Consider the following 25283-nt stretch of genomic DNA (forward strand, 5'->3'; position numbering starts at 1 on the left):
CGGTGGTGGCTCGTAGGCTGGATGCGATGAGCGACGCGCAGTGGGGATCTCCCGACGACTGGGTGCCCCCCGACGAGTGGGCGCCGCCTGAGGACGACGGCTGGCTGCCGCCCGACGACGCCGACGGCGCGCCCGTGCCGGCGTCGGTCGCGGCGCAGGTCCACGCGACGACCGCCGTCGCCGCACCGCCGCGCCCGCGTCCCGAGACGCCGCTCGACGCGCTGCGCAGCGTGTGGGGCTACGACGCCTTCCGCGACAGCCAGGCCGAGATCATCGACACGCTCGTGCGCGGCGACGACGCGATCGTGCTCATGCCCACTGGCGGTGGCAAGAGCCTCTGCTACCAGGTGCCGTCGCTCGTGCGCGAGGGCACCGGCGTCGTCGTGAGCCCGCTCATCGCGCTCATGCACGACCAGGTGGATGCGCTGCTGCAGCTGGGCGTGCGCGCGGCCTACCTCAACTCGACGCAGTCGGTCGACGAGCGTCGCGCCGTCGAGCGCGACCTGCTCGCGGGCGAGCTCGACCTGCTCTACCTCGCGCCCGAGCGGCTGCCCGTCGTCGGCGACCTGCTCGACCGCGCGCCGATCGCGCTCTTCGCGATCGACGAGGCGCACTGCGTGAGCCAGTGGGGCCACGACTTCCGCCCCGACTACCTGCAGCTGTCCATCCTGCACGAGCGGTGGCCGAGCATCCCGCGCATCGCGCTGACGGCGACGGCGACGGTCGAGACGCGCGCCGAGATCGCCGAGCGCCTCGACCTGCAGCGCGCGCGGGTGTTCGTGTCGAGCTTCGACCGGCCCAACATCCAGTACCGCATCGCCCCCAAGCAGGATGCACGCGGCCAGCTGCTGCGCATCCTGCGCGAGGAGCACCCGGGCGAGGCGGCGATCGTCTACTGCCTCTCGCGCAAGAGCGTGGAGCAGACGGCGACGTGGCTCGCCCAGCAGGGGATCGAGGCGCTGCCGTACCACGCGGGCCTCGACGCGGGCACGCGGTCGCGCAACCAGTCGCGCTTCCTGCGGGAGGACGGGGTCGTCATGTGCGCGACCGTCGCGTTCGGCATGGGCATCGACAAGCCCGACGTGCGCTTCGTGGCGCACATGGACCTGCCGAAGTCGGTCGAGGGCTACTACCAGGAGACGGGTCGCGCGGGCCGCGACGGCGAGCCGTCGACGGCGTGGCTCGCCTACGGGCTGCAGGACGTCGTGCAGCAGCGCCGCATGATCGACGAGGGCGACGGCGACCGGCAGCGCAAGCGCGCGCAGACGCTGCACCTCGACGCGATGCTCGCGCTGTGCGAGACGGTCGAGTGCCGCCGCGTGCAGCTGCTCGGCTACTTCGGCCAGCCGAGCGAGCCCTGCGGCAACTGCGACACGTGCCTCGCGCCGCCCGAGACGCTCGACGGCACCGTGCCCGCGCAGAAGCTGCTGTCGACGATCGTGCGCCTGCAGCGCGAGCACCGGCAGCAGTACGGCGCCGGGCACCTCGTCGACATCCTGCTCGGCAAGGACACCGAGCGCATCCGTCGCCTCGGCCACGATCGCCTGTCCACGTACGGCATCGGCGGCGAGCTGAGCGACCAGGAGTGGCGCGGCGTTGTGCGGCAGCTGCTCGCGCAGGGGATGCTCGAGGTGCAGGGCGAGTACGGCGTGCTCGCGATCACCGAGGCCGCGGGCGACGTGCTCGGCGGCCGCCGCGAGGTGCGGCTGCGGCGCGAGCAGGAGCGCGTGCGGCGCTCGGCGAAGGCGAAGGCCGCGCCGATCGCGCTCGACGACGCGCAGCAGGCGGTCTACCAGCGGCTGCGCGCGTGGCGCAGCGAGGTCGCGAAGGAGCAGGGCGTGCCGGCGTACGTCGTGTTCTCGGATGCGACGCTCGCGGGCATCGCCGCGACGCGGCCGGGCGACGAGGGTGCGCTGCGCGGCGTCTCGGGGGTCGGCGACGCGAAGCTCGAGCGCTATGGCACCGCCGTGCTGGAGGTCGTCGCCACCGCGTGACAGAGTTGAGGACTTCGGCCCGAATCGACATCGCATCGGGCCGCTCCCCTCAACTCCATGGAGCGTGGATGGCGGACTCGCTGCGCGTCGACGTCTGGGTGTGGGCCGTGCGCTGCACCAAGACGCGGTCGGCCGCGACCGCTGCGTGCCGAGCGGGTCACGTGCGCGTGAACGGGCAGCCGGCGAAGGCGGCGCAGGCGCTCAAGGTCGGCGACGAGGTGCGCGTGCGCCTGCACGGCTTCGACCGCATCCTCATGGTGCGCGAGCTGCTCGCGAAGCGCGTGGGTGCCGAGCTCGCCGCGAAGGCCTACGAGGATCGCACGCCGGCGCGGCCGACGCCGATGGAGGCGCAGCTGGTGCCGATCCGCGACCGCGGCGCCGGGCGGCCGACGAAGCGCGACCGTCGCGAGCTCGATCGCCTGCGCGGGCGCGACCCGCACTGATCGGCGCGGACGCACGGCAGTGCGGGCGCCGACGCCGAGCGCCTACGAGGCCGCGAGCCCTGCGCCGGTGATGGCCGCGGGCAGCAGCACCGCGAGGCCCAGCACGACGCCGACGAGGCCGAGCGCGACGACGCGTCCCTGGCGTCGCCGGGCGCCCACGATGGCGACGGCCGCGCCGAGCAGCAGCACGACGGCGCCCAGCGCGACGGCGACGAGGATCATGCCGCCACGGTACCGGCCCCGCGACGGGGCAGGGCTAGCATCGCCACATGCCGGAAGCCTCGGAGTCCGCCGATGCGGTCGTCAACCACCTCGGTCGACGACTGCACGTCGACCCGGCCGACGCGCGCGGCGCCGAGCTGCGGGCGCGCTCGGGCGACGTCAACGAGGGCTCGATGCGGCTGTGGCGGGCGCTCGTCGCCGCTCGCTCGTGGGACGTCGTCTTCGACGTCGGCGTGAACTACGGCGAGATGCTGCTGGGCGTCGACCTGTCGTCGGTGCCGATCGTCGCAGGCTTCGAGCCCAACCCGCGCGTGCTGCCGTACCTGCGCCGGTCGATCGCCGAGGCCGGTCTCGACCATCCCGTGCATCCGCTCGCGATGTCCGACGAGGACGGCGCGACGCTCGTCTTCGCCATCGACACCGAGTGGTCGGGCACGTCGGGGCTCGTGGGTCAGCGCCGCGACGGCGCCGAGCACCGGGTCGAGGAGGTGGAGGTGCGCGCGACGACGATCGATGCGCAGCTCGCCGCGCACGGGGCCGCCGCCGACGCGCACGTGCTCGTGAAGGTCGACGTCGAGGGTGCGGAGGCGTCGGTGCTCGCGGGCGCAGCATCGCTGCTCGCCCGCGACGGCTGGGCGATCATGCTCGAGACCGTCCACATGTCGATCGACGAGCAGGTCGCGCTGCTCGCCCGGTTCGACGTCGCAGCCCTCGACCTCGCCACGGACGCCCTCGTGGCCGTGCCGGCCATGTCGGCCGACGAGCTCGAGGCGCTGCTGGCGACGGGGTGGCTGCATGCGCAGGATCTCGCGCTGGTCGGCGTCGGCTTCGGGCCGCTGCCGTCGGCCGTCGACCTCGTCGCCCGTCGCGAGGCGGTCGTCGGGCATGTACGCAGTCGAGCCGCCGAGCTCTCGGCGGTCGAGCAGGCGCTGCACGTCAACGCAGGGTTCGCAGCCGAGCATGCGACGTGGATGCGCGACCAGCTCGCGCGCCTCGAGGAGCAGCTGGGGCACGTCGGCGATCACCGCGACGCGCTCGCCGCCGACCGCGACCATCACGCGGCGCTCGCGGAGGATGCGCTCGCCGCTCACGATGGGCTCGTGGCCGACCGCGACGCGGCGGTCGCGGAGCGCGACGCGATGCGCGCGAGCAGCTCGTGGCGCGTCACGCGGCCGCTGCGCGCCCTGGCGGGGCGCGTGCGCCGTCGTCGCTGAGCGACGCGCCCGGCCTCGCGACCGATACGACCGCAACGCGCGGCGCGTGCACGCATCTCGATAGGCTCGAGCATCGTGAGCCGACGCCCTGTCTCCCCCCAGATCGCCCGTTCCTGGCTGCTCGTGCCGGCATCCCACCCCGAGCTCTTCGAGATCGCGCAGGCGTCCGACGCCGACGCGATCATCATCGACATGGAAGACGCCGTCGCCGCCAACGACAAGAAGCAGGCGCGCAAGGACACGCTCGCGTGGCTGAACTCGGGCCACCGCGCCTGGGTGCGCATCAACGACGCGTCGAGCGACTTCTGGAGCGACGACTGCGCCGCGCTCAAGAAGGCGGAGGGCCTCGAGGGCGTCATGCTCGCGAAGTCGGAGTCGTCGAGCCACATCGACGACACGGCGGATCGCCTGCCCGACGGCGTGCGCATCCTCGCCCTCGTCGAGACCGCGCGCGGCGTGCAGCAGGTCGAGCGCATCGCGAACGCGCCGTCGACGTTCCGCATCGCGTTCGGCACCGGCGACTTCAAGCGCGACACCGCGACGGGCGAGGACCCGCTCGCGCTCGCCTACGCGCGCTCGCAGCTCGTCATCGCCTCGCGTGCCGCGCGCCTGCCCGCGCCGATCGACGGCCCCACGCTCGACCTCGCGAAGCTGCCGGCCGGCACGGCGCACGCCAAGGAGATGGGCATGTCGGGCAAGCTCTGCCTCACGCACGCGCACGCCGCGACCATCAACGAGGGCCTGAGCCCCAGCGAGGACGACATCGCGTGGGCGCATGGCTTCATCACCGCCTTCGAGGCCTCGGGCGGCAAGATCACCGACGGCTCCGACCTGCCGCGCCTCGCCCGCGCGCAGAAGATCGTGCAGCAGGCCGAGGACTTCGGCATCGAGGTCGCCGCGGCCGAGGTGTCGCACTCGGGCTACTGAGCCGCTGACGACGAGAGGCCCGCCGCCGGATGGCAGCGGGCCTCTCGCGCGTTCGAGGTCAGGCGTCGGGTGCGACCGGCTCCGGCGCCGACGCGTCGTCGACGAATGCGACGATCGCCTGGTACGTGAGCCACGCCACGAGGTGCCAGCTGGTCATCGTGCCGTCGAGGGCGGGGCCGTCGACGCGCATGTCGGCGAAGGACGGGTCGACCCGCACCCGGTTGGCGTAGCCGCTCACCACGATGTGCGTCGCGACGGCGACGGTGCGCGCGGTGGCGGGGGCGATGAAGCGCTGGCCGAGCATGCCGAGCGCGCCCTGGTAGAAGCCGGCGTTGGTGTCGATGAAGTGCTGCTCGACCTGGCGCGCCGTCGCCTCGAGTGCCGCTGCGTTCGCGGGGTCGCCGGGGCTGGCCGCGGCGGCGTAGAGCGCCTCGTACGAGTGCCACTGCGGCGAGGCGAGCAGGTCGCGGAAGTTGCGCTCGGCGGCGACGCGGATGATGTCGCGCATGACCGCGTGGCGGCCCTCGACGGTCTCGAGCAGCGCTGCGTGCTCGCGCAGACCCGCCGTGATGGAGTCGGTCGTGCCCGGCGAGAAGCCGAGGCCGTACTGCGGCCGGCGGAAGATCTCGGCGATGAGGTCGACGACGTACGACTCGTGCGACCCCCACTGCCGGTACGCGCTCGCGCGCGAGACCCCGGCCTCGGCGATGATCTCCTCGAGCGGCAGGTGGCCGAACCCGACGGTCAGCCCCGATCGCTCGACGAGTGCGACTCCGGCGTCGAGCATCTGCTGGCGCGCGATCTTCGCGGGGATGCGCGGCTTGCGCCGACGCGCGGGCACGCCCGCCTCACCTTCAGGCATGCGTTCAGGCTACTCTCCAGCGACATGGAGGTGAGGATTCTGCACGGACTCGTCACCCGTGCACTATGATTCCTCACCCGCCGTCGCCGCCCGAGCAGATGCAGAGGGGCGGATGCGGTCTCCCGCATCCGCCCCTGGGCATCGTCCGCCTACTCCTCGCGGCGCGCGTGCGCTCCCGGACCAGTGCCCGTGCGGGCGTCGTCGTCGCGGTCCGGCGCCGCCACGACGGGCACGCCGATCGAGCCGGTCGCGGTCTGCTCGGCAGCCAGCTGGTCGAGCTCGGCCCTCTCGGCGAGCGCCTCCTCCATCGCCGAGCGCTGGCGCAGCGGCGGGGTGCGGAAGAAGAGCGTGAGCACGAAGGCCACGAGCACGACGGCCATGCCGACGAGGAACACCGTCGAGGTCGCCGTGGCGAAGCCGTCGAGGAACGGGGCCGTCAGGCGAGGGTCGGCGCCGTTCAGGAACGACGAGTCGTCGCTGAAGGCGCTGCCGATCGCCGAGGGGTCCTGCAGCAGGGCGATGATGCGCTGGTTCGCCGGGTCGGCGAGCACCGTCGGATCCTGCAGCGCCGCCTGCATGCTCGCGAGCAGATCGGAGCGCTGGAACGACGCGGCCATCGTGTCGACGACCCGCGAGAACAGCACCGAGAACACGACGGCGACGCCGAGGGTGCCTCCAAGCTGCCGGAAGAACGTCGCACCTGCCGTCGCGACGCCCATGTCCTTGGGCTGCACCGAGTTCTGCGAGGCGATGGTCAGGGTCTGCATGAGCTGGCCGAGGCCGAGGCCGAGCACGAGCTGGCCGGCGAGCAGCATCCACAGCGGGCTGTCGTACTGCTGGAGCGACAGGATGAGGTAGCCGAGCGCCATGAGCGCGGTGCCCACGATGGGGAAGATGCGGTAGCGGCCGGTGCGGGCGATGATCTGGCCCGAGCCGATCGACGCGATCATGAGGCCGAGGATCATCGGCAGCGTGGAGAGGCCCGCCTCGGTCGGCGTCATGCCGTGCACGATCTGCAGCACGAGCGGGATCACCATCATGCCCGCGAACATGCCGAAGCCGACCAGCACGCCGATGAGGGTCGCCATCGAGAACGTGGCCGAGCGGAACAGCGACAGCGGGATGAGCGCGTCGTCGCCCATGCGCGACTCGATGACGATGAACAGCACGATGCCGACGACGCCCGTGACGTAGCAGGCGATCGCCAGGGCGGAGCCCCAGCCCCACGTGCGTCCCTGCTCGGCGACGAGCAGCAGCGGCACGACGCCCATCACGAGCGCGGCGGCGCCCCACCAGTCGATGCGCACGCGTCGGTGCAGCACCGGGATGTGCAGGAAGCGGAAGACCATGAAGAGCGCGGCGATGCCGATCGGCACGTTGAAGAGGAACACCCAGCGCCAGCCCTCGATGCCCGCGAGCGTGTCGGCGCCGGCGAACAGGCCGCCGACGAGCGGCCCGAGGAGGCTCGAGACGCCGAACACGGCAAGGAAGTAGCCCTGGTACTTGGCTCGCTCGCGCGGAGCGAGGATGTCGCCCATGATCGTCAGCGGCAGCGACATGAGGCCACCGGCGCCGAGGCCCTGGAGGGCGCGGAATCCGGCGAGCTGGATCATGTCCTGCGCGAAGGACGATGCGACGGATCCGACGAGGAACAGCACGATCGCGATGAGGAACAGCGGGCGGCGGCCGAAGAGGTCGGAGAGCTTGCCGTAGATGGGCGTCATCACCGTGGAGACGATGAGGAACGCGGTCGTGACCCACGCCTGCAGGCTGAGGCCGTGCAGGTCGTCGGCGATCGTGCGCATGGCGGTGCCGACGACCGTCTGCGAGAGCGACGAGAGGAACATCGCGGCCATGAGGCCGAGGATGACGAGGTTGATCTCGCGGCGGGTCATGCCGCCGGCTTCGGCGATCGCAGCGGCCTTGGCCTGGGAGGCCGAGGGGCGAGAAGAGGACATGGTGCTCCAACGAACGAGTGATGGTGGTGCGGCCGGTCTCGACGCTGCGACGGCAAGGATCGATTATTGCAGAGACTGCAACTTTTGTCGACCGTAGGGTTGGGCTGTGCCCCGCTACTCCCGTCGCGCCGTGCTGACCGCCGCTGCCGTCCTGGCGCTCTCCGCCTGCGCCGGCGATCCCGAGCCCTCGACGAGCCCATCGCCGAGCGACGATCCGTCGCCGTCGCCGTCGCCGACGCCGAGCCCGAGCGCGACCCCGTCGGCCACCCCCACCTCCACGCCGGAGCCGACGCCCGAGCCGGCGCCGCTCGAGTGGGACATCGACTCGGGCGGGAGCCTGCAGGTCATCGTCAACAAGCGACGCCCGCTGAACCCGCCCGACTACGCGCCGCAGCTCGTGGCCGTCTCGATCGCGCAGGACGGCGACGAGCTCGTGCGACCCGAGGTCGACGCGGCGCTCGTCGCGCTCGACCAGGCGCAGCGCGCGGCGATCGGCGAGGGCGTCTTCGTCTTCTCGTCGTACCGCTCGTACGCCACGCAGACCACGATCTACCAGGGCTTCGTCAACCAGTACGGGCAGGCGGAGGCGGACACGACGAGCGCGCGCCCTGGCCACAGCGAGCACCAGACGGGCCTCGCGGTCGACGTCGTGGGCACGTCGGGCGTCGCACGCCTCAGCGTCGCCTTCGCGAGCACGCCCTCGGGTCAGTGGCTCGCGGCCAACGCGTGGCAGCACGGATTCGTCGTGCGCTACCCGAACGGGCTCGAGGGCATCACGGGCTACGAGTACGAGCCCTGGCACCTGCGATTCGTCGGCGTCGAGCTGGCGACCGCGATGACGCAGGCGGGTGCCGCGACGCTCGAGGAGTACCTCGCCCTGCCCGCGGCACCCGACTACGGCTGATCGACCCCGACTCCTCGACGCACGTCGACGGTCGGGTCGCGCGCACCTGCAGGTGAGCGCACGCCCAGGCCGCGCGACTAGCGTCGCTCGCATCCGCATCGACGAAGGGGAGTCGCCATGGCGAAGATCAACCGGTCCGGAGGCGGCCGATCGTCGCGCGGCGGCTCGTTCGGCGGCCGCAGCAGCTCGTTCGGCTCGTTCGGCGGCCGCCGCTCGAGCGGTGGCTCCTTCGGCTCGTCGTCGCGGGGCTCCGGCGGCTCGTTCGGCTCGTCGTCGAGGCGCTCCGGCGGCTCGAGCGGTGGCGGATGGTCGTGGGGGGCGTCGAGCAGCGGCCGCAGCTCGTACGACCACGACTCGTCCTCGGGCGGCGGCTACGGCGACGCCGAGAACCCGTTCACGTGGATCGGCGTGGTGGTGCTCGTGATCGTGGGCATCGTCGCGTTCGCGCTCATGACGATGCAGTAGCCGCGACCGCGCAGGATCGCCGCATCCCCCGCATGGCAGGCTGAGCGCGTGCCCACGCAGCTGAAGCCCGCCGCCGCGACGCTCGCGGTGCTCGTCCTCGCGCTCGCCGGCTGCCAGGGCGCGCTCGACGACGGCGCCCCCTCGCCGGCGCCGACCGCATCCGAGTCGTCGACGCCCGCGCCGACGCCCGAGCCGGCGCCCGAGCCGACGACGATCACGCTGAGCGCCGTCGGCGACTGGCTGCCGCACGACTCGGTCGTGTTCGACGCCGAGCAGCCCGACGGCACCTACGACTTCGCGCACTTCGCCGATGCGGTCGCGCCGCGCTGGGCGGCCTCCGACCTCGTCATGTGCGACCAGGAGGTGCCGAGCGCCGGCGACGAGATGGGGGTGTCGTTCTTCCCGCGCTTCAACGCGCCCTCGGCGCTCACGACCGGCATGGCGGCCGCGGGCTGCGACACCATCAACCTCGCGAACAACCACCTCGCCGACTGGGGCCAGGAGGGCATCGACATCACGCGCGCCCAGTGGGACGCGCTGCAGCCCACGCTCATCGCCGGCGCGAACCGCAGCCTGGAGGAGCAGCAGACCGTGTCGATCGCCGAGGTCGACGGCGTGCGCGTCGCCTTCCTCGCCTTCACGCAGCTCTCGAACGAGGGGCACGAGCCGTTCGCCCTGAACCGCCTCGGCGACACCGCGCTCGTCGAGTCGCTCATGGCGCAGGCCGTCGAGCAGTCCGACGTGCAGATCGTGTCGGTGCATTGGGGCACGGAGTACTCGCTCGCCGAGGATCCCGCGCAGGTCGAGCAGGGGCAGTGGCTCGCCGACCTCGGCGCCGACGTCATCATGGGCACCGGCCCGCACGTGCTGCAGCCGGCGTCGTGGATCACGCGCGCCGACGGCACGCAGGCCTTCGTCTACTACTCCGTCGGCAACTTCCTGTCGACGCAGATCGAGATCCCGCGCATCCTCGCGGCGATCGCGCAGATCGACGTCGTCGTCGATCCCGATGGCACCGTGACGGTGCAGGATCCGCGCGCGATCCCCATCTACATGCACTACGACCTGACGCCCCAGCAGCTCGCGTCGAACCAGCTCATCGACCGGGTGAACCTGCAGGTGTACCCGCTCGTGGATGCGGCCGAGCCGCTCACGCGGTCGGCGTGGCGCAACGAGCTCACGGTCGAGTCGGGGATCGCGTTCGTCACCGACGTGCTCGGCCCCGACGTGCGCATCACGCCCTAGCGCGGGCTCAGATCGAGCGCACGACCGCCCAGGCCTCGGTCACGTCGGCGTCGGGTGCGATCGTGAGCTGCACGACGCCGTCGTAGGGCAGGGAGTACGAGAAGCCCTGGTCCGGATCGTCCCCGCACTCGAACGTGCCCTCCATCAGGGTGCGCGCATCGGGCTCGGCATCGATGGCTCGTTCGAGGAGGAAGTCCATGCGCTCGCCGCCGACGCATTGCCCCTCGACGACGAACGTCTGCCCGGCGACGAGCGGGCCGAGGGCGGTCGAGGCGTTGGTCGGCACGCCGTCGACGATCGAGAAGTCGGCGCGTGCGATGCCGCCCGCGACCTCGCCGGGCGGCTCGTAGGCGGCGGGTGGCTCGCTCGGCTCGCTGCTCGGGCTCGGCGACGCCGACGGGGCCGGCGCGGTCGACGCCGTGGGCTCCGGCGCCGTGCCGGAGGAGCAGGCGGCGAGGGCTGCCATCGCGAGGGCGGGCGCGGCGAGCGCCCTGAGGGCTCGAAGGGTGCGCATGCTGCCAGCCTCTCGCGGTCCGCGATGCGAGGGAAGGCGCTTGCCTCCCGTTGATGCTTTACCAACCGGAAGGTATGGTGATGCGCATGGGCACCCGCACCTCCTCCCGCATCGATGCGCTCGATGCCGCGCTCGCGCTCCTGCGCGACGGCGACGCCGTCTCGCTCGAGTCCGCGGCACGCGCCGCCGGCCTCACGAAGCCCGGCCTCATGTACCACTTCCCGACGAAGGAGGCCCTCATGCTCGCGCTGGTCGACCACGTCGTCGACCGATGCGAGGCGGAGATCCTGCTGCGCGTGCCCGATCCCTCCGCGGCGACGCCCGTCGAGCTCGCGACCGCCTACGCCCGGTGGGCGCTCGAGGACGATCACGACGCGAGCGATCTCGTCGCCTTCGCCGACCCACGACTGCGCGACGCCCTCGTCGAACGGTGGAGCGATCGCTTCCGCATCTTCGCGACCTTCGACGACGTCGAGCCCGCGCTGCGCACCCGCATCCTCGCGGCGCGGATGCTCGCCGACGGCGTGTGGTTCGCCTGCGCGTCCGGGGCCCTCGCGCCCTCCGTCGACGAGCGGCGCGCGCTCGCGGCGCTCGTCGACGAGCTGCTGGCGGCGACGCGATGACGCCGGTGGTGCAGCGCTGGGTGCTGCTCGCCGGCGCGATCGCGCTCGAGGTCACGGCATCGCTCTCGCTGAAGGGCGCGCTCGAGTCGCCGGCGCTCTACGCCGTCGTCGTGCTCGGCTACGTCGGCGCGTTCGCGGGCCTCGGCGGCGCGCTGCGCGCAGGGATGCCGCTCGGCGTCGCGTACGGCATCTGGGGCGCGACGGGCGTCGCGCTCACGGCCGCGCTCTCGACGACGCTGTTCGGCGAGCCGTTCACGCCGCTCATGGGCGTGGGCATCGCACTCATCATCGGCGGCGTGCTGCTCGTCGAGCTCGGCTCGCAGGCAGCGCACCGCCGCGCCGCGACGACCGCACCCGCGACGACCGAGGGGAGCCGCTGATGGCCTGGCTCGCACTCGCCGCCGCGATCGCGCTCGAGATCACCGCGACCCTGTCGCTCCGCATGGCCACGACGGGGGAGTCGCCGTCGCGACGCTGGTACGCGCCGGTCGTCGTCGGCTACGCGCTCGCATTCCTCATGCTCTCGGTGGCGCTCTCGCTCGGCATGGCGCTGGGCGTCGCCTACGGCATCTGGGCCGCCGCCGGCGTCGCCATCACGGCCGTGCTGAGCCGCATCCTGTTCAAGGAGCCGCTCACGCTCGTCATGGCGCTCGGCATCCTGCTCATCGGCGCGGGCGTCGTGCTCGTGGAGCTCGGCGCCGCGCACTGACCCCTCGCAGCTGGTCGAGGAGCGCAGGCGCGCAGCGCCTCCGCGTCACGAGACCCGCCGTCGCTCCCAGTGCTCGGAGCCGTCGGGAGGCTCGGCGGGTCTCGTGACGGCTCCTCGCTGCGCTCGGGGCCTCCTCGACCAGCTGGTGGGAGAGGAGGATCTCAGCCGCGTCAGCCGGCGAGGGCGGCGTCGACGATCGCCTTCGCCTCGGCCTGCACCTGACGCAGGTGGTCGACGCCGACGAACGACTCGGCATAGATCTTGTAGACGTCCTCGGTGCCCGACGGGCGCGCGGCGAACCAGGCGCGGTCGGTGACGACCTTGAGGCCGCCGATGCGAGCGCCGTTGCCGGGTGCCTCGACGATCCTCGCGACGATCGCGTCGCCCGCGAGCTCGGTCGCCGTCACGGCGTCGCCGGTCAGCCTGCCCAGGCGCGCCTTCTGCTCTCGCGTCGCGGGCGCATCCACGCGCTCGTACACGGGGGCGCCGAAGCGCGCCGTGAGCTCGCCGTACAGCTGGGACGGGCTCTTGCCCGTGACGGCGCGGATCTCGGACGCGAGCAGGCACAGCAGGATGCCGTCCTTGTCGGTCGTCCACACCGTGCCGTCGGCCGTGAGGAACGACGCACCGGCGCTCTCCTCGCCGCCGAAGCCGACGGAGCCGTCGACGAGGCCCGGCACGAACCACTTGAAGCCGACCGGCACCTCCCACAGGCGGCGGCCGAGCGACTCGGCGACGCGGTCGATCATCGACGACGACACGAGGGTCTTGCCGATTGCCGCATCCGCTCGCCAGCCTGCGCGGTGCGTGAAGAGGTACTCGATCGCGACGGCCAGGAAGTGGTTCGGGTTCATGAGGCCGCCGTCGGGCGTCACGATGCCGTGGCGGTCGGCGTCGGCGTCGTTGCCCGTGAGGATGTCGAACTCGTCCTTGCGGGCGAGCACCGAGGCCATGGCGTTGGGGCTCGAGCAGTCCATGCGGATCTTCTCGTCCCAGTCGAGCGTCATGAACGCCCACGTCGGGTCGATGGCCGGGTTCGTGACCGTGAGGTCGATGTCGTAGCGCTCCGCGATCGCCGCGTAGTACTCGACGGCGGCGCCGCCGAGCGGGTCGGCGCCGATGCGCAGGCCCGCGGCGCGGATCGCGTCGAAGTCGATGACGCTGCCGAGCGCCTCGACGTAGTCGGCGCGGAAGTCGACGAGCTCGACGCGCTCGTCGCTGCCGCCCACGACCTCGGTGCGCTGCACGCCCTCGAGTCCGGCGGCGATGAGCGCGTTGGCGCGGTCGGCGATCCAGCTCGTCGCGTCCGAGTCGGCGGGGCCGCCGTGCGGCGGGTTGTACTTGAAGCCGCCGTCGCGCGGCGGGTTGTGCGACGGCGTCACGACGATGCCGTCGGCCTGGTCGGCGTTGCCCGCCGCGTTGTAGGCGATGATCGCTCGCGACACCGCGGGCGTCGGCGTGACGGAGCCGCGCGCATCGGCGACGACCCGCACGCCGTTGGCGACGAGCACCTCGAGCGCCGAGCGCTCCGCGGGGAGCGACAGTGCATGCGTGTCGCGGCCGATGTAGAGCGGGCCCGTGATGCCCTGCGCCGCGCGGTACTCGACGATCGCCTGCGTGATGGCGAGGATGTGCGTCTCGTTGAACGCGGTGTCGAACGCGCTGCCGCGGTGGCCGCTCGTGCCGAACGCGACCTGCTGGTCGGGGTTCGAGACATCGGGCACCAGCTCGACGTACGCGCGCTCGAGGGCGGCGACGTCGATGAGGTCGGAGGGCTGTGCGACGGTGCCTGCTCTGCTCATGCCCTCATCCTGGCACTGCGCGTGGCCGGCGGCACCGGCTTGCATGGAGGGTGCGCGCCTACGCTGCGGGGCGTGCACCTCATCGTCGACCTCCTCGCAGGGCTCCTGCAGGCGATGGGGTCGTCGCCGGGAAGGCCGCGAGACGAGGCGGGGCGCCGCGCGGCCCGTCTCGCCATCGTCATGCTCGTGTGCGTGGTGGTGGCGGTGGGCGTCGCCGTGCTCGTGCTGCTCGGCATCCAGAGCGCGCTCGAGCCCTGAGGCCCGCGTGCCCCCATACGCTGGCATCGTGACGCGCTACTCGTACCTCGGCCCCGCTGGCACCTTCACGGAGCGTGCGCTGCTGCAGGTGCCCGGCGCCGACGTCGCCGACCGCGCGCCCGTCGCCAACGTCGGCGAGGCGCTGCGCGACGTGACCGAGGGCCGGTCGGACGCGGCGATGATCGCGGTCGAGAACTCGCTCGAGGGCGTCGTGACCGCGGCGCAGGATGCGCTCGCGACCACGCCGGGGCTGCGCATCCTGTCGGAGCACCTCGTGCCGGTGTCGTTCGTGCTCGTCGCGCCCCAGGGACAGGGCATCGCCGATGCGCGCGTCGTCGTCGCCCATCCCGTCGCCTACGGCCAGTGCCTGCAGTGGCTGGGCGAGCACCTGCCGAGCCACCAGCACATCCCCGCGTCGTCGAACGTCACGGCCGCCATCGACCTGCAGCCGGGCCAGGTGGCGCTGTCGACGCCGTCGATCACCGACCACGTCGACGTCGCCGTGCTCGCACGCGACGTCATCGACAACCCGAACGCCGTCACGAGGTTCGCGCTCGTCGGACGGCCGGGCGCGCTGCCCGCACGCACGGGCGCCGACAAGACGTCGGTGATCGCCGAGCTGCCCAGCGACGCCCCCGGCGTGCTGCTCGAGATGCTCGAGCAGTTCGCGACGCGCGGCGTGAACCTGTCGCTCATCCAGTCCAGGCCCATCGGCGACCGCCTCGGTCGCTACCGCTTCGTGCTCGACCTCGACGGCCACGTGACCGACGAGCGCGTCGCCGACGCCCTGGTGGGGCTCAAGCGCTTCAGCCCCAAGGTCGTGTTCCTCGGCTCGTACGCCCGCGCGGATGCGGAGTCGACCGACGTGCACGAGCGGTACGGGGATGCGTCGTTCGTCGAGGCGCGCGACTGGCTGCGCAGCCTCCTCTCTGGCGAGCCCGAGGCGTAGCCGTGCGCCGGCTCATGCATCGCACGTTCGGCGGTCCCGCCGTGCTCGAGGTCGTGGAGGAGCCGGATCCCGAGCCCAGCCCCGGCGAGGTGCGCGTGCGCGTGCACGCCGCTGCGCTGAACCCCGTCGACTGGAAGATCTTCACCGGCACGCCTGCCGCGACGAGCCGCGGGCTCCAGCCGCCCATGGGCGTGGGCAACGACGTCGCCGGCGTCGTGGATGCCGTCGGCGAGGGCGTGACGCATCTCGCGATCGGCGACCGCGTGTTCGGCTCGGCGCGCGCGAAGGCCATGCAGGATCGCACGGTCGTCGACGTCGCGACGGAGGCGCTCGTGCGCACGCCCGACGGGCTCGACGACCTGCGCGCATCCTGCCTCGTCGTCGCGGGCCGCACGGCGTGGGCGGGCGTCGATCGCCTCGCGCTCGGCGCCGGCGACACGGTGCTCGTCAACGGCGCCGCGGGCGGCGTCGGCGTGCTCGCCGTGCAGCTCGCGCGCCTGCGCGGCGCTCGTGTGGTCGGCACCGCGAACCCTCGCAACCACGACCGGCTCGTGGCCTACGGCGTCGAGGCCATCCCGTACGGCGACGGCATGCTCGATCGGCTGCGCGCGCTCGGCGGCGTCGACGCCGTGTTCGAGACGCACGGCACCGCGGGCATCGATGCCGGGGTGGCGCTCGGCGTGCCAGAGGAGCGGATGGTCGGCATCGCCGTGAAGGGCCACGCGGGCGTGGCGGGCGTGCCGACCGACCTGGGTCGCACCGGCGCGGCGCTCGCCGAGCTCGCGGCCCTGGCCGCCGACGGCACGCTCGACGTGCCGATCGCGGGCGTCGTAGGGCTCGAGGACGCGCATGACGCCTACCGGGTGCTCATGGGCGGGCACGTGCACGGCAAGCTCGTGGTCGACCTGCTGGCGCGCTGAGGCCCCGCGATAGTCGACCGGCGGGCGCAGGAGCAACCCCGCGCACGCCGGCGGGCCGCTGCGTACCGTCGCTCTCACGGCGCGTCGTGCGGAGGCGCGCGGGAGGGGGAGCGATGGCGGTGCTCGGCTCCGATCCTGCGGGCGGGATCGCCGATGCGACCGGGCCGCGCGTGAGCGTCGTCGTGCCGGTGAAGGACGACGCGCCCCATCTCGCGGCATGCCTGCGCGCGCTCGCCCAGCAGTCCGCGACGGTGCACGAGATCGTCGTCGTCGACAACGGATCGACCGACGACTCCGCCGCGGTCGCGCGAGCGGCCGGCGCGGTCGTCGTGCCGTGCGACGCTCCCGGCATCCCGGCTGCGGCCGCCCGCGGCTACGACGCCGCGACGGGCGACGTGATCCTGCGCCTCGACGCCGACTGCAGACCCGATCGGGCGTGGGTCGCGCGCATGCTCGCGCTGCTCGCCGCCGATCCCCGCGCGGCCGCCGTGTCGGGCCGCGCGACGTTCGTCGACGGCCCTCGGGCGCTGCGCCGCCCGCTCGCCGCGCTCTACCTGGGCACCTACGTCGTGCTCGCGAGCGCCGCGCTCGGGCATCCACCGCTCTTCGGCTCCAACATGGCGATGCGCAGGGATGCGTGGCTCGCGGCCAGCCCGCACGTGCACCGCGACGACCCCGAGCTGCACGACGACCTCGACCTCGCCTTCCACCTCGGCGAACGCGACGGCATCCGCTGGAGCACGGCAGCGGGCATGGGCATGTCGATGCGGCCGTTCGGCACCGGGCGCGGGCTCACGCGACGCCTCGTGCGCGGGCTGCGCACCGTCGCGGTGCACTGGCCGGTCGACTTCCCGCCCCACCGATGGGCGCGCAGGGCGACCGCCGCGCTCGAGGCGGCGAGCGCCGCCCCGCGCGTCGCGCGCGGGCAGGGGCGCGCATGACCTCGATCCTCGGCGACGCCGACGAGCGGGCGCTGCACGTCGCGACCTGGAACATCCGCAGGCGCACGCCCGCGATGCGCCCCGCCGACCGGTGGCGGGAGCGGGCGCCGCGGCTGCGCGCGGCGCTGCGCGCCGAGCGGCCGCACGTGCTCGCGGTACAGGAGGCGATGCCGGACCAGGCGACGTTCGTGCGCGACGCCCTCGGCCCCGGGCATCGCGTGCTCGGCCGCGGCCGCGACGCGCGCGGCGACGACGAGGCGTGCCTGCTCGTCGTCGACGAGTCGCGCGTCGAGGTGCTCGACTGGTGGCAGCAGTCCCTGTCGGACGAGCCGGACCGCCCGGGCTCGCGCTCGTGGGGGAACGTGCTGCCGCGCGTGCTCGTCGCCGCCGAGCTGCGCGACCGCGTCAGCGGGGCTCCGCTGCTCGCCGTCTCGACCCATCTGTCGCTGACGTCGCAGCGTGCGCGGGTGCGGTCGGCCGCGGCGATCCGCGACGTCGTCGCCGCGCGCGACATGCCTGCCATCGTGCTCGGCGACCTCAACGCGGGCGAGCGGTCGCGCACCCTCGACGCGTTGCTCGCCGACGACCTGCTGCGCGATGCGTGGGACGTCGCCGACGAGCGCACGACGCCCCAGTGGGCGACGCGGCCGGCGTACCGCTCGCCACGCGAGGGCGGCAGACGGCTCGACTGGATCCTCGTCGGACCGGGCGTCGACGTGCATCGCATCGCGATCGACCCTCGAGCGTTCGTTGGCGGCTGGCCCTCCGACCACCTCGGCGTCCACGCGCTCGTGCACCTCGACGGTGCGGTCGGATGACCGCTGACCACGAACGCCCTGGCGAGCGGTTCCGCACCGATCTGCTGCGGCGACCTGCGACGGCGTGGGAGGTGCTCGCCGACGTCGTGCGCATCGCTGGCGTCGTCAGCATCGTCGTCGCGGGCGTGACCGGAGCGGCCACCGACGCCGCCGTGCTGCTGCTCGCCGCATCCGCGTGCCTGCTGCCGCGCATGCTGGGGCTGCGCGGCGGGCTCGACGCCGGGTTCGGCATCGTCGTGCTCGTCGCCGCCTGGAGCGGGGTGCTCGACGTGTACACGAGCATCGCGTGGTGGGACGTGGCGGTGCACGTCGTGTGCACCGGCGTCGTCGCGGTCGTCGCGCTCGTCGTGCTCGCCCGCGCCGGCGTCGTCGCCTCGCCGCGCGCGTCGCCCACCTGGGTGCCGATCGTGGTCGCGACCACCGTCGGCCTCGCGCTCGCGGCGGTCTGGGAGGTCACGGAGTGGGTGGGGCACACGCTCGTCGACTCGCAGATCTTCGTCGCCTACGACGACACGATCGGCGACATCGTCGCAGGTGGCGTCGGCGCGCTGCTCGGTGGCGTCGTCGCCGGGCTCGTGCGCGTCGAGCGGGCTCGTCCCGACCGCGACGCGCGCTGACGCAGCGAGGTCCTATGCTCATGTGAGCGGTATCACGTTGCAAGGAGGCGCGGTGGACCCGAGGATGCGCACGCCCCGATCGGGCACGAGGATCGATCTCCGGTCGGACGGCACGATGGTCTCGATCGCATCGATCGGAGCCTCGCTGCGATCGTTGCGCACGGACGGGCGCGACCTCGTGGTGCCCTTCGCTGCCGACGCGATCCGACCCGGGTTCCGAGGTGCGACGCTCGCGCCGTGGCCGAATCGCGTCATCGACGGCCGGTACCGCTTCGGCGGCGTCGAGCGTCAGCTGGCCCTCACCGAGCCCTCGCGCGGTCACGCCCTCCACGGGCTCGCCACGTGGCGGGACTGGCGCGTCGTCGGCAGCGATGCGACGAGCGTCGAGCTCGCCCTCGAGATCGAGCCGTCCGACGGCTACCCGTGGCGGCTGGACGTGCGCACGACGTACGCGCTCACGGCCCGGGGGGTCACGCAGCACGTGCGGGTCGAGAGCCTCGACGACCGACGAGCGCCGTGGGGCACGGGTCCGCACCCCTACGTCGTCGCCGGCCCGTCGCCGCTCGAGGCCTGGACGCTCGAGCTGCCCGCGAGCGCCGTGCAGACCGTCACCGACGATCGACTCGTGCCGGTGGCGCTCGAGGACGTCTCCGTCGACGCCGAGCGCTTCGACTTCCGTCGCGCGCGCGTGCTCGGCGACGTGCGGATCGACCATGCCTTCACCGGGCTCGCCCGAGACGACGCGGGCATGGCCGCCGTCGTCGTGCGCGATCCTGCGGGCACGGGCGTGGAGGTGCGCTGGGATGCCGCGTGCCCGTGGGTGCAGATCCACACCGCCGACCTGCCGGGTGCCGATCGCGCGATCGGGCACCGCGCAGGCCTCGCGGTCGAGCCGATGACATGCGCGCCGGGCGCGCTCGACGAGGATCTCCTCGGGTACGAGGCAGGGCTCGTGACGCTCGAGCCCGGCGCCGTGCACGAGGCCTCCTGGACGATCGCCGCCGCGTGAGGGATGAGGCGCGCTACCGTCGATCGCAGACTCCCGTCGATCCCGGAGGCGAACGCATGACGCCCAAGCGTCCACGGCCGAACATCCGCGACGTCGCGGCTCTCGCGGGCGTCTCGCACATGACGGTCTCGCGCGTCATCAACGACCATCCGAGCCTGCGCGACGACACGCGTCAACGGGTGCGCGCCGCGATGGAGGAGCTCGACTACCGCCCGAACAGCGATGCACGAGCGCTCGCGAGCAGGCGCACGGATCGCATCGGCGTCATCATCGACAGCCCCGGACAGGTCGGCCCGGCGAACACCATGCTCGGCGTCGAGCAGGCGGCCCTCGTCTCCGGCTACCGCGTCTCGACCGTCACGGTCGGCACGGACGGCCGCACGGGAGCGCGCGCGGCGCTGCAGCATCTGAGCGCGCAGGGCGTCGATGGCCTCTGCGTCATCGCTCCGCGCGCCTCGTCGCTCTCGATGCTGCGCGAGCTCGACCGCGGCATCCCGACGCTCGTCGTGACGCCGAGCCCGGACGACGGGCACCACGCCGTCGCGGTCGACCAGGCGGGCGGCGCCCGTCTCGCGATGGAGCATCTCCTCGGGCTCGGGCACCGCCGCATCGCGCATCTCGCGGGCCCCGGCGACTGGCTGGACGCGCGTGCACGCCTCGACGGCTACCGCGCGGCGATGGAGGCCGTCGGGGAGCCGGTCGAGGTGCTCGTCGGGGACTGGACGGCGGACTCGGGCTACGCGCTCGGTGCCGCGCTCGACCCCGCGACGACCGCGGTGTTCGCCGCGAACGACCAGATGGCCCTCGGGCTCATCCACGCCCTCGCCGACCGCGGCATCGACGTGCCGGGCGACGTGAGCGTCGTGGGGTTCGACGACCTCGCGGACGTCGCGCACTATCGACCCCCGCTCACGACGGTGCGGCAGGACTTCTCGGCGCTCGGCCAGCGCGCCATCGAGACGCTCGTGGCCGTGATGGCAGGAGAGGCGCGACCGCGCATCGCGACGATCCCCGCGTCGCTCACCGTGCGCGACTCCACCGCGACGCCGTCGCGCTGACGGCGCAGCCCCGCCGGTCCAGGCGCTGGGGGATGCGTGATGCGATCGTGACTTGCGTTCCGCGATGTTATCGGTAACATCGTGGATACGAGAGGGGCGGTCAGCCCTTCCCCTGCGGTTCCTCAAGGGAGAGCGACCATGTTCAAGAAGCACATCGTCAGGGCGGTCGCGACGGCCGCAGTGGTGTTCGGAGGCATCGGCCTCGCGGGCTGCAGCGCGGGTGGCGACGGCGGAGGCGCCGAGGGCGACCTCGTGACCGTCGGCTTCGTCGCCGTCGGCCCGGAGGGCGCATGGCGCGAGGCCAACGAGGCCAACATCCAGGACACGTTCACGGAGGACGCCGGCTACGACCTGCGGTACGCGCCGGCCACCAACCTCGACCAGCAGTCGCAGATCGACGCCTTCACGTCGTTCGTCGACGAGGGCGTCGACGTCATCCTGCTCTCGGCCACCGAGGGCAGCGGCTGGGAGGCGTCGCTCGAGCGGGCGCAGGAGGCGGAGATCCCCGTCATCCTCATCGACCGCGGCATCGAGCCGAACGACGACAGCCTCTACGCGACCCGCATCGCCCCCGACAACATGGTCGTGAGCGAGAGCGTCGCGGAGTGGGCGGTGTCGGCGTTCCCCGAGGGCGCCAACTACTTCGTGCTCGAGGGCCCGGCCGGCGTCTCGGTCGTCAACGAGCGCAACGAGGGCTTCCAGTCGGTCATCGGCGAGGAGGACGCGTTCGTCAGCCTCGGCGCGCAGACCGCGAACTGGTCGACGGAGGAGGCGCGCAGCGTCATGGAGACGGTGCTGCAGGCCAACGACAACGACGTGCAGTTCGTCTTCGCGCAGAACGACGAGATGGGACTCGGTGCCGTGCAGGCGGTCGAGGCCGCGGGCCTGACCCCGGGCGTCGACGTGCAGATCGCGACCATCGACGGCACCCGCCCGGCGCTCGAGGCGCTCGCCGCCGGCCAGCTGAGCTTCGTCGCCGAGTACAACCCGCTCTTCGGCGAGACGGCCCTCGAGGCGGTCGAGACCGTGCTCGACGGTGGCGAGGTCGACTCGTACATCATCGTGCCGAGCGAGACGTTCGACTCGCCCGAGGCTGCCGAGGCAGCACTGCCCGACCGCCAGTTCTAGGCACACCAGGACCCGGGCGGCCGGTGGGAAGCGACACCCGCCGGCCGCCCGGACCCACCACACGAGAGGCGATGGCGATGGAGCCACGACCCCCGATCGTCGAGATGCGCGGCATCACGATCGAGTTCCCCGGCGTGAAGGCGCTCGACGGCGTCGACCTGCGACTGCTGCCGGGCGAGGTCCACACCCTCATGGGCGAGAACGGCGCGGGGAAGTCGACGCTCATCAAGGCCCTCACCGGCGTCTACCGCTTCCAGGAGGGCGAGCTGATCGTCGCCGGGGAGCCCGTGCGCCTCGACGGCACGGCGTCGGCGCAGGCGGCGGGCATCTCGACCGTCTACCAGGAGGTCAACCTCTGCGAGAACCTCAGCATCGGCGAGAACGTCATGCTGGGGCAGGAGCCGCGCACCAGGCTCGGCATCGACTGGCGGCGGCTGCACGCCCGGGCCAGCGAGGCGCTCGAGGCGCTCGGCCTCGGCGACCTCGACACCAGGCAGTCGCTCTCGACGCTCTCGCTCGCCGTGCAGCAGCTCGTCGCCATCAGCAGGGCCATCGTCGCCAACGCGAAGGTCCTCATCCTCGACGAGCCCACCTCCAGCCTCGACGCCAACGAGGTCGCCCGGCTCTTCGCCGTCATGCGCGACCTGCGCGACCGAGGCGTCGCCATCCTCTTCGTGTCCCACTTCCTCGAGCAGGTGTACGAGATCAGCGACCGCCTCACCGTGCTGCGCAACGGCAGGCACCAGGGCGAGTTCGCGATCGACGAGATCGATCGCTCGGCGCTCATCTCGCTCATGATCGGCAAGGACGCCGACACGCTCGACGCCATCGCGCAGAAGCGCGAGGCCGCGCCGCGCGAGGTCGACGCGGAGCCGCTGCTGCGCGCCCGCGGCATCGCGAGGCGAGGGGCGATCGTCCCCACCGACCTCGAGCTGCATGCCGGCGAGGTGCTGGGCTTCGCGGGGCTCCTCGGCTCCGGCCGCACCGAGCTCGCACGCCTGCTCTACGGCGCCGACCGGCTCGACGCCGGCACGATCGAGCTCCATGGCCGACCGGTCGCGCTCACGAGCCCGGCGGCCGCGCTGCGGCACCGCATCGTCTTCTCGAGCGAGAACCGTCGCGACGAGGGCATCATCCGGGACCTCACCGTGCGCGAGAACGTCGTGCTCGCCGTGCAGGCCAAGCGCGGCTGGCTGCGTCGCATCGCGACCTCGCAGCAGCGCACGCTCGTCGACGACTGCATCGCCCGCTTCGACGTGCGTCCCGCGCAACCCGAGCGTCGCATCGGCACCCTCTCCGGCGGCAACCAGCAGAAGGTGCTGCTCGGTCGGTGGCTCGCGACCGACCCGGAGATCGTCATCCTCGACGAGCCGACCCGCGGCATCGACGTCGGCGCGAAGGCGGACATCCAGGCGGCCGTGCTCGAGCTCGCCTCCCGAGGCGTCGCCGTGATCTTCATCTCCTCCGAGCTCGACGAGGTCGTGCGCCTGTCGGACCGCATCGTCGTGCTCAAGGACCACGCCGTGATCGCGACGCTCGAGAACGGCCCGGACGTCACCTCGGAGACGATCGTCGCGCGCATCGCGGACGCAGACACCCAGGAGGAGGCGGCATGACCGCCACGACCACGCGCGAGCGCCTCGGCGCGCTCGCCTCCACGCCACTCGTCTGGGGACTCGTCGCGATCGTGGTGCTGCTGGCCATCAACAGCCTCCGCGATCCCGGGTACCTGGGCGTCGAGCTCGCCGCGTCCGGCAGGCTCACGGGCAACCCGATCGACATCCTCCGCACGGCAGCGCCGCTGCTCATGATCGCGCTCGGGATGACGCTCGTCGTCGCGACCGGAGGCATCGACCTGTCGGTCGGATCGGCGATGGTCATCGGCGGCGCCGTCTCGATGGAGATGCTGCAGGCCGGCGACGGATCGGTCGGCTCCGCCATGGCCGCGCTCGGCGTGGCGCTGCTCATCACCGCCGTCCTCGGCGCGATCAACGGCGTGCTCGTCGCGTTCGTGGGCCTGCAGCCCTTCATCACGACGCTCGTCACGATGCTCGCCGGCCGCGGTCTCGCGAAGGTCATCACCGAGGGGCAGAACACGTCGGCATCGAACGAGGCGTTCCGGTGGATCGCGAACGGCACGGTGCTCGGCGCCCCCGTGGTCTTCCTCATCGCGCTCGCGATCCTCGTGGTGGTCGTCGTGCTCGTGCGCACCACGGCGCTCGGCATGCTCATCGAGTCCATCGGCATCGACCCGAAGGCGTCGCGCATGGCTGGCGTCGACCGGCGATCGCTGCTCGTCGCCGTCTACGTCATCTCGGGCGTGCTCGGCGGCGTCGCCGGCGTCTTCGCGACCGGCAGCGTCATGACCGTCGACGTGTCGAACACCGGGCTCCTGCTCGAGCTCGACGCGATCCTCGCCGTCGTCGTCGGCGGCACCGCCCTCACCGGCGGCCGCTTCTCGCTCGCAGGCGCCGCGATCGGCGCCCTGCTCATCGCGACGCTCGACAAGACCGTCGTCTTCCTCGGCGTCTCCTCGGCCGCGACCCCCGCCTTCAAGGCCGTCGTCATCGTCGCCCTCTGCCTCCTGCAGTCGGCGACGATCCGCGAGCGCCTCTCCCGCGTGCGACTGCGCGCACCCCGACGAGAGGTCACGGCATGACCACCACGATCGAGCGCCCCCACGCCGCACCCAAGCCGCCATGGCACCGGCGTGCCATCGAACGGGCGCGGAGGCGCGGCATCGACGTGCGCACGCTGCCCACGGGGGCGGCCGGCATCATCCTCGCCGTCATGCTCGTCTACGGCGAGGTCGCCTACGGCCAGGTGCTGCAGGCGAGCACGCTGTCGAACCTGCTCATCAACAACGCGCACTTCGTGATCCTCGCGGTCGGGCTCTCGTTCGTGATCCTCGCGGGCGGCATCGACCTGTCGGTCGGCGCCGTGATCGCGGTCAGCAGCGTGGCGGGCGTCATGCTCGTCGGCGCCGGCTGGCCGACCCCGCTCGCCATCGCGGCGATGATCGGGATCGGCACCGCGTTCGGCACCGCGTCCGGCGTGCTCGTGCAGCACTTCGGCGTGCAGCCCTTCATCGCGACGCTCGCGATGATGTTCCTCGCCCGCGGGCTCGCCTCGATGCTGTCGACGACGCCGCAGCGGCTGCCGGACGACTCGTCCTTCCGGCTCCTCGGCGAGCCGTGGAAGCTCATCGATGGGCCTCGGGTCAACGACCTCATGGCCTCCGCGGGCCTCGTGGTCGCCGTGGTCGTCGTCGTCGTCGCGGCGATCGTGCTGCAGCGCACCCGATTCGGTCGCACCGTGTACGCCATCGGCGGCTCCGAGTCGTCCGCGGCGCTCATGGGGCTGCGGGTGCCGCGCACGAAGCTCGCGATCTACGTCATCAGCGGCACGCTCGCCGGCGTCGCGGCCGTCGTCTACACGGCCCGCCTCGGCACGGCGCAGAACATCACGGGCATGGGGTGGGAGCTCACCGCCATCGCGGCCGTCGTCATCGGCGGCACGCTGCTGACCGGCGGCTACGGCTACGTGGTCGGCTCCGTGATCGGCGCCCTCGTGCTCGGTCTCATGACCGTGCTCATCACTCGGGACGGCGGCGTGCCGCCCGAGATGACGACCATCATCACCGGCGGCATCCTCTTCGTCTTCGTGATGCTCCAGCGTGCCGTCGTCCGACGGCGCCGATGAC

At 72.7% G+C, this 25283-nt stretch carries 27 protein-coding genes; 22 read left to right on the forward strand and 5 right to left on the reverse strand.

The genetic code is table 11. From position 1 onward, the window contains the following. Window positions 1–26 precede the first annotated feature (26 nt). Both recQ and FS793_RS10745 read left to right on the forward strand, forming a co-directional pair. A complete protein-coding gene (recQ, locus tag FS793_RS10740; RefSeq protein WP_144720517.1) occupies window positions 27–1994 on the forward strand; it encodes a DNA helicase RecQ in 1968 nt (655 codons plus the stop codon). 68 nt (window positions 1995–2062) lie between these two features. Then, entirely contained in the window at window positions 2063–2437 is a 375-nt protein-coding gene (locus tag FS793_RS10745) for an RNA-binding S4 domain-containing protein (protein ID WP_144720518.1), read from the forward strand. A 42-nt stretch (window positions 2438–2479) separates the two neighbouring features. Here the strand turns inward: FS793_RS10745 and FS793_RS10750 are convergent, their stop codons facing one another. After that, a complete protein-coding gene (locus FS793_RS10750) occupies window positions 2480–2659 on the reverse strand; it encodes a hypothetical protein (RefSeq protein WP_144720519.1) in 180 nt (59 codons plus the stop codon). A 47-nt stretch (window positions 2660–2706) separates the two neighbouring features. Here FS793_RS10750 and FS793_RS10755 point away from each other — a divergent pair, with 47 nt between their 5' ends. Next, on the forward strand, window positions 2707–3873 hold the full coding sequence (locus FS793_RS10755; RefSeq protein WP_144720520.1) for an FkbM family methyltransferase: 1167 nt from the start codon (window positions 2707–2709) through the stop codon (window positions 3871–3873). Between the two features lie 75 nt (window positions 3874–3948). Then, the gene (locus FS793_RS10760) at window positions 3949–4800 is read left to right on the forward strand and encodes an HpcH/HpaI aldolase/citrate lyase family protein (RefSeq protein ID WP_144720521.1); all 852 of its coding nucleotides are present in this window, start codon (window positions 3949–3951) and stop codon (window positions 4798–4800) included. A 58-nt stretch (window positions 4801–4858) separates the two neighbouring features. On the opposite strand, the gene FS793_RS10765 is transcribed toward FS793_RS10760, so the two are convergent. Together FS793_RS10765 and FS793_RS10770 are read right to left on the reverse strand one after the other, a co-directional pair. Continuing rightward, a complete protein-coding gene (locus FS793_RS10765; protein ID WP_144720522.1) occupies window positions 4859–5662 on the reverse strand; it encodes a TetR/AcrR family transcriptional regulator in 804 nt (267 codons plus the stop codon). Between the two features lie 149 nt (window positions 5663–5811). After that, window positions 5812–7557, reverse strand: a complete 1746-nt coding sequence (locus FS793_RS10770) for an MDR family MFS transporter (protein WP_144720523.1) — start codon at window positions 7555–7557, stop codon at window positions 5812–5814. 169 nt (window positions 7558–7726) lie between these two features. Between FS793_RS10770 and FS793_RS10775 the strand changes: the two genes are divergently transcribed. From FS793_RS10775 to FS793_RS10785, 3 genes are all read left to right on the forward strand, one after another. Continuing rightward, the gene (locus FS793_RS10775; RefSeq protein ID WP_144720524.1) at window positions 7727–8524 is read left to right on the forward strand and encodes a M15 family metallopeptidase; all 798 of its coding nucleotides are present in this window, start codon (window positions 7727–7729) and stop codon (window positions 8522–8524) included. 117 nt (window positions 8525–8641) lie between these two features. Then, window positions 8642–8989, forward strand: a complete 348-nt coding sequence (locus FS793_RS10780; RefSeq protein ID WP_144720525.1) for a hypothetical protein — start codon at window positions 8642–8644, stop codon at window positions 8987–8989. 48 nt (window positions 8990–9037) lie between these two features. Further along, entirely contained in the window at window positions 9038–10234 is a 1197-nt protein-coding gene (locus FS793_RS10785; protein ID WP_186329458.1) for a CapA family protein, read from the forward strand. A gap of 7 nt (window positions 10235–10241) precedes the next feature. Here FS793_RS10785 and FS793_RS10790 read toward each other — a convergent pair whose 3' ends face one another. Continuing rightward, a complete protein-coding gene (locus FS793_RS10790) occupies window positions 10242–10748 on the reverse strand; it encodes a hypothetical protein (RefSeq protein ID WP_144720527.1) in 507 nt (168 codons plus the stop codon). Between the two features lie 86 nt (window positions 10749–10834). Between FS793_RS10790 and FS793_RS10795 the strand changes: the two genes are divergently transcribed. From FS793_RS10795 to FS793_RS10805, 3 genes are read left to right on the forward strand one after another with little or no spacing between them, the layout of a single operon-like run. Next, window positions 10835–11371 carry a TetR/AcrR family transcriptional regulator gene (locus FS793_RS10795; protein WP_144720528.1) on the forward strand — a complete coding sequence of 179 codons (537 nt, stop codon included), beginning with the start codon at window positions 10835–10837 and terminating at the stop codon, window positions 11369–11371. Beyond that, window positions 11368–11751: a DMT family transporter gene (locus FS793_RS10800; RefSeq protein WP_144720529.1), complete on the forward strand. Its 384-nt coding sequence runs from the start codon at window positions 11368–11370 to the stop codon at window positions 11749–11751. Before FS793_RS10795 ends, FS793_RS10800 begins: the two co-directional genes overlap by 4 nt. Then, complete coding sequence (locus FS793_RS10805) at window positions 11751–12080, forward strand: DMT family transporter (protein ID WP_144720530.1); 330 nt, start codon at window positions 11751–11753, stop codon at window positions 12078–12080. The genes FS793_RS10800 and FS793_RS10805 overlap by 1 nt, the downstream gene beginning before the upstream one ends. A 170-nt stretch (window positions 12081–12250) precedes the next feature. Here the strand turns inward: FS793_RS10805 and pgm are convergent, their stop codons facing one another. Beyond that, the gene (pgm, locus tag FS793_RS10810; protein ID WP_144720531.1) at window positions 12251–13882 is read right to left on the reverse strand and encodes a phosphoglucomutase (alpha-D-glucose-1,6-bisphosphate-dependent); all 1632 of its coding nucleotides are present in this window, start codon (window positions 13880–13882) and stop codon (window positions 12251–12253) included. Between the two features lie 72 nt (window positions 13883–13954). On the opposite strand from pgm, the gene FS793_RS16620 reads away from it, so the two are divergent. The 12 genes from FS793_RS16620 to FS793_RS10865 all read left to right on the forward strand — a co-directional run bounded on the left by FS793_RS16620 (window position 13955) and on the right by FS793_RS10865 (window position 25282). Then, window positions 13955–14140 carry a hypothetical protein gene (locus FS793_RS16620; protein ID WP_260980126.1) on the forward strand — a complete coding sequence of 62 codons (186 nt, stop codon included), beginning with the start codon at window positions 13955–13957 and terminating at the stop codon, window positions 14138–14140. Window positions 14141–14168: 28 nt separating this feature from the next. Beyond that, window positions 14169–15089, forward strand: a complete 921-nt coding sequence (gene pheA / locus FS793_RS10815) for a prephenate dehydratase (protein WP_260980127.1) — start codon at window positions 14169–14171, stop codon at window positions 15087–15089. Between the two features lie 2 nt (window positions 15090–15091). After that, window positions 15092–16009 (forward strand): NADP-dependent oxidoreductase, encoded by a 918-nt coding sequence (locus tag FS793_RS10820; protein ID WP_222123743.1) that lies wholly within the window; start codon window positions 15092–15094, stop codon window positions 16007–16009. Between the two features lie 113 nt (window positions 16010–16122). Next, window positions 16123–16950 (forward strand): glycosyltransferase family 2 protein, encoded by an 828-nt coding sequence (locus FS793_RS10825; protein ID WP_144720533.1) that lies wholly within the window; start codon window positions 16123–16125, stop codon window positions 16948–16950. Further along, a complete protein-coding gene (locus FS793_RS10830) occupies window positions 16947–17768 on the forward strand; it encodes an endonuclease/exonuclease/phosphatase family protein (RefSeq protein ID WP_144720534.1) in 822 nt (273 codons plus the stop codon). The genes FS793_RS10825 and FS793_RS10830 overlap by 4 nt, the downstream gene beginning before the upstream one ends. Continuing rightward, a complete protein-coding gene (locus FS793_RS10835) occupies window positions 17765–18385 on the forward strand; it encodes a hypothetical protein (protein ID WP_144720535.1) in 621 nt (206 codons plus the stop codon). The genes FS793_RS10830 and FS793_RS10835 overlap by 4 nt, the downstream gene beginning before the upstream one ends. 64 nt (window positions 18386–18449) lie before the next feature. Continuing rightward, a complete protein-coding gene (locus tag FS793_RS10840; protein ID WP_144720536.1) occupies window positions 18450–19394 on the forward strand; it encodes an aldose 1-epimerase family protein in 945 nt (314 codons plus the stop codon). A gap of 56 nt (window positions 19395–19450) precedes the next feature. Continuing rightward, window positions 19451–20452 (forward strand): LacI family DNA-binding transcriptional regulator, encoded by a 1002-nt coding sequence (locus FS793_RS10845; protein WP_144720537.1) that lies wholly within the window; start codon window positions 19451–19453, stop codon window positions 20450–20452. A gap of 138 nt (window positions 20453–20590) precedes the next feature. Continuing rightward, window positions 20591–21580, forward strand: coding sequence for an ABC transporter substrate-binding protein (locus tag FS793_RS10850; RefSeq protein ID WP_144720538.1), 990 nt, complete (start codon window positions 20591–20593; stop codon window positions 21578–21580). A 71-nt stretch (window positions 21581–21651) separates the two neighbouring features. After that, a complete protein-coding gene (locus tag FS793_RS10855) occupies window positions 21652–23196 on the forward strand; it encodes a sugar ABC transporter ATP-binding protein (protein WP_440130460.1) in 1545 nt (514 codons plus the stop codon). Continuing rightward, window positions 23193–24239, forward strand: a complete 1047-nt coding sequence (locus FS793_RS10860; protein WP_144720540.1) for an ABC transporter permease — start codon at window positions 23193–23195, stop codon at window positions 24237–24239. Before FS793_RS10855 ends, FS793_RS10860 begins: the two co-directional genes overlap by 4 nt. Then, window positions 24236–25282, forward strand: a complete 1047-nt coding sequence (locus FS793_RS10865; protein WP_144720541.1) for an ABC transporter permease — start codon at window positions 24236–24238, stop codon at window positions 25280–25282. Before FS793_RS10860 ends, FS793_RS10865 begins: the two co-directional genes overlap by 4 nt. The last annotated feature ends 1 nt before the right edge of the window (window position 25283 follow it).

The organism is Agrococcus jejuensis (assembly GCF_007679035.1).
Lineage (GTDB): Bacteria > Actinomycetota > Actinomycetes > Actinomycetales > Microbacteriaceae > Agrococcus > Agrococcus jejuensis_A.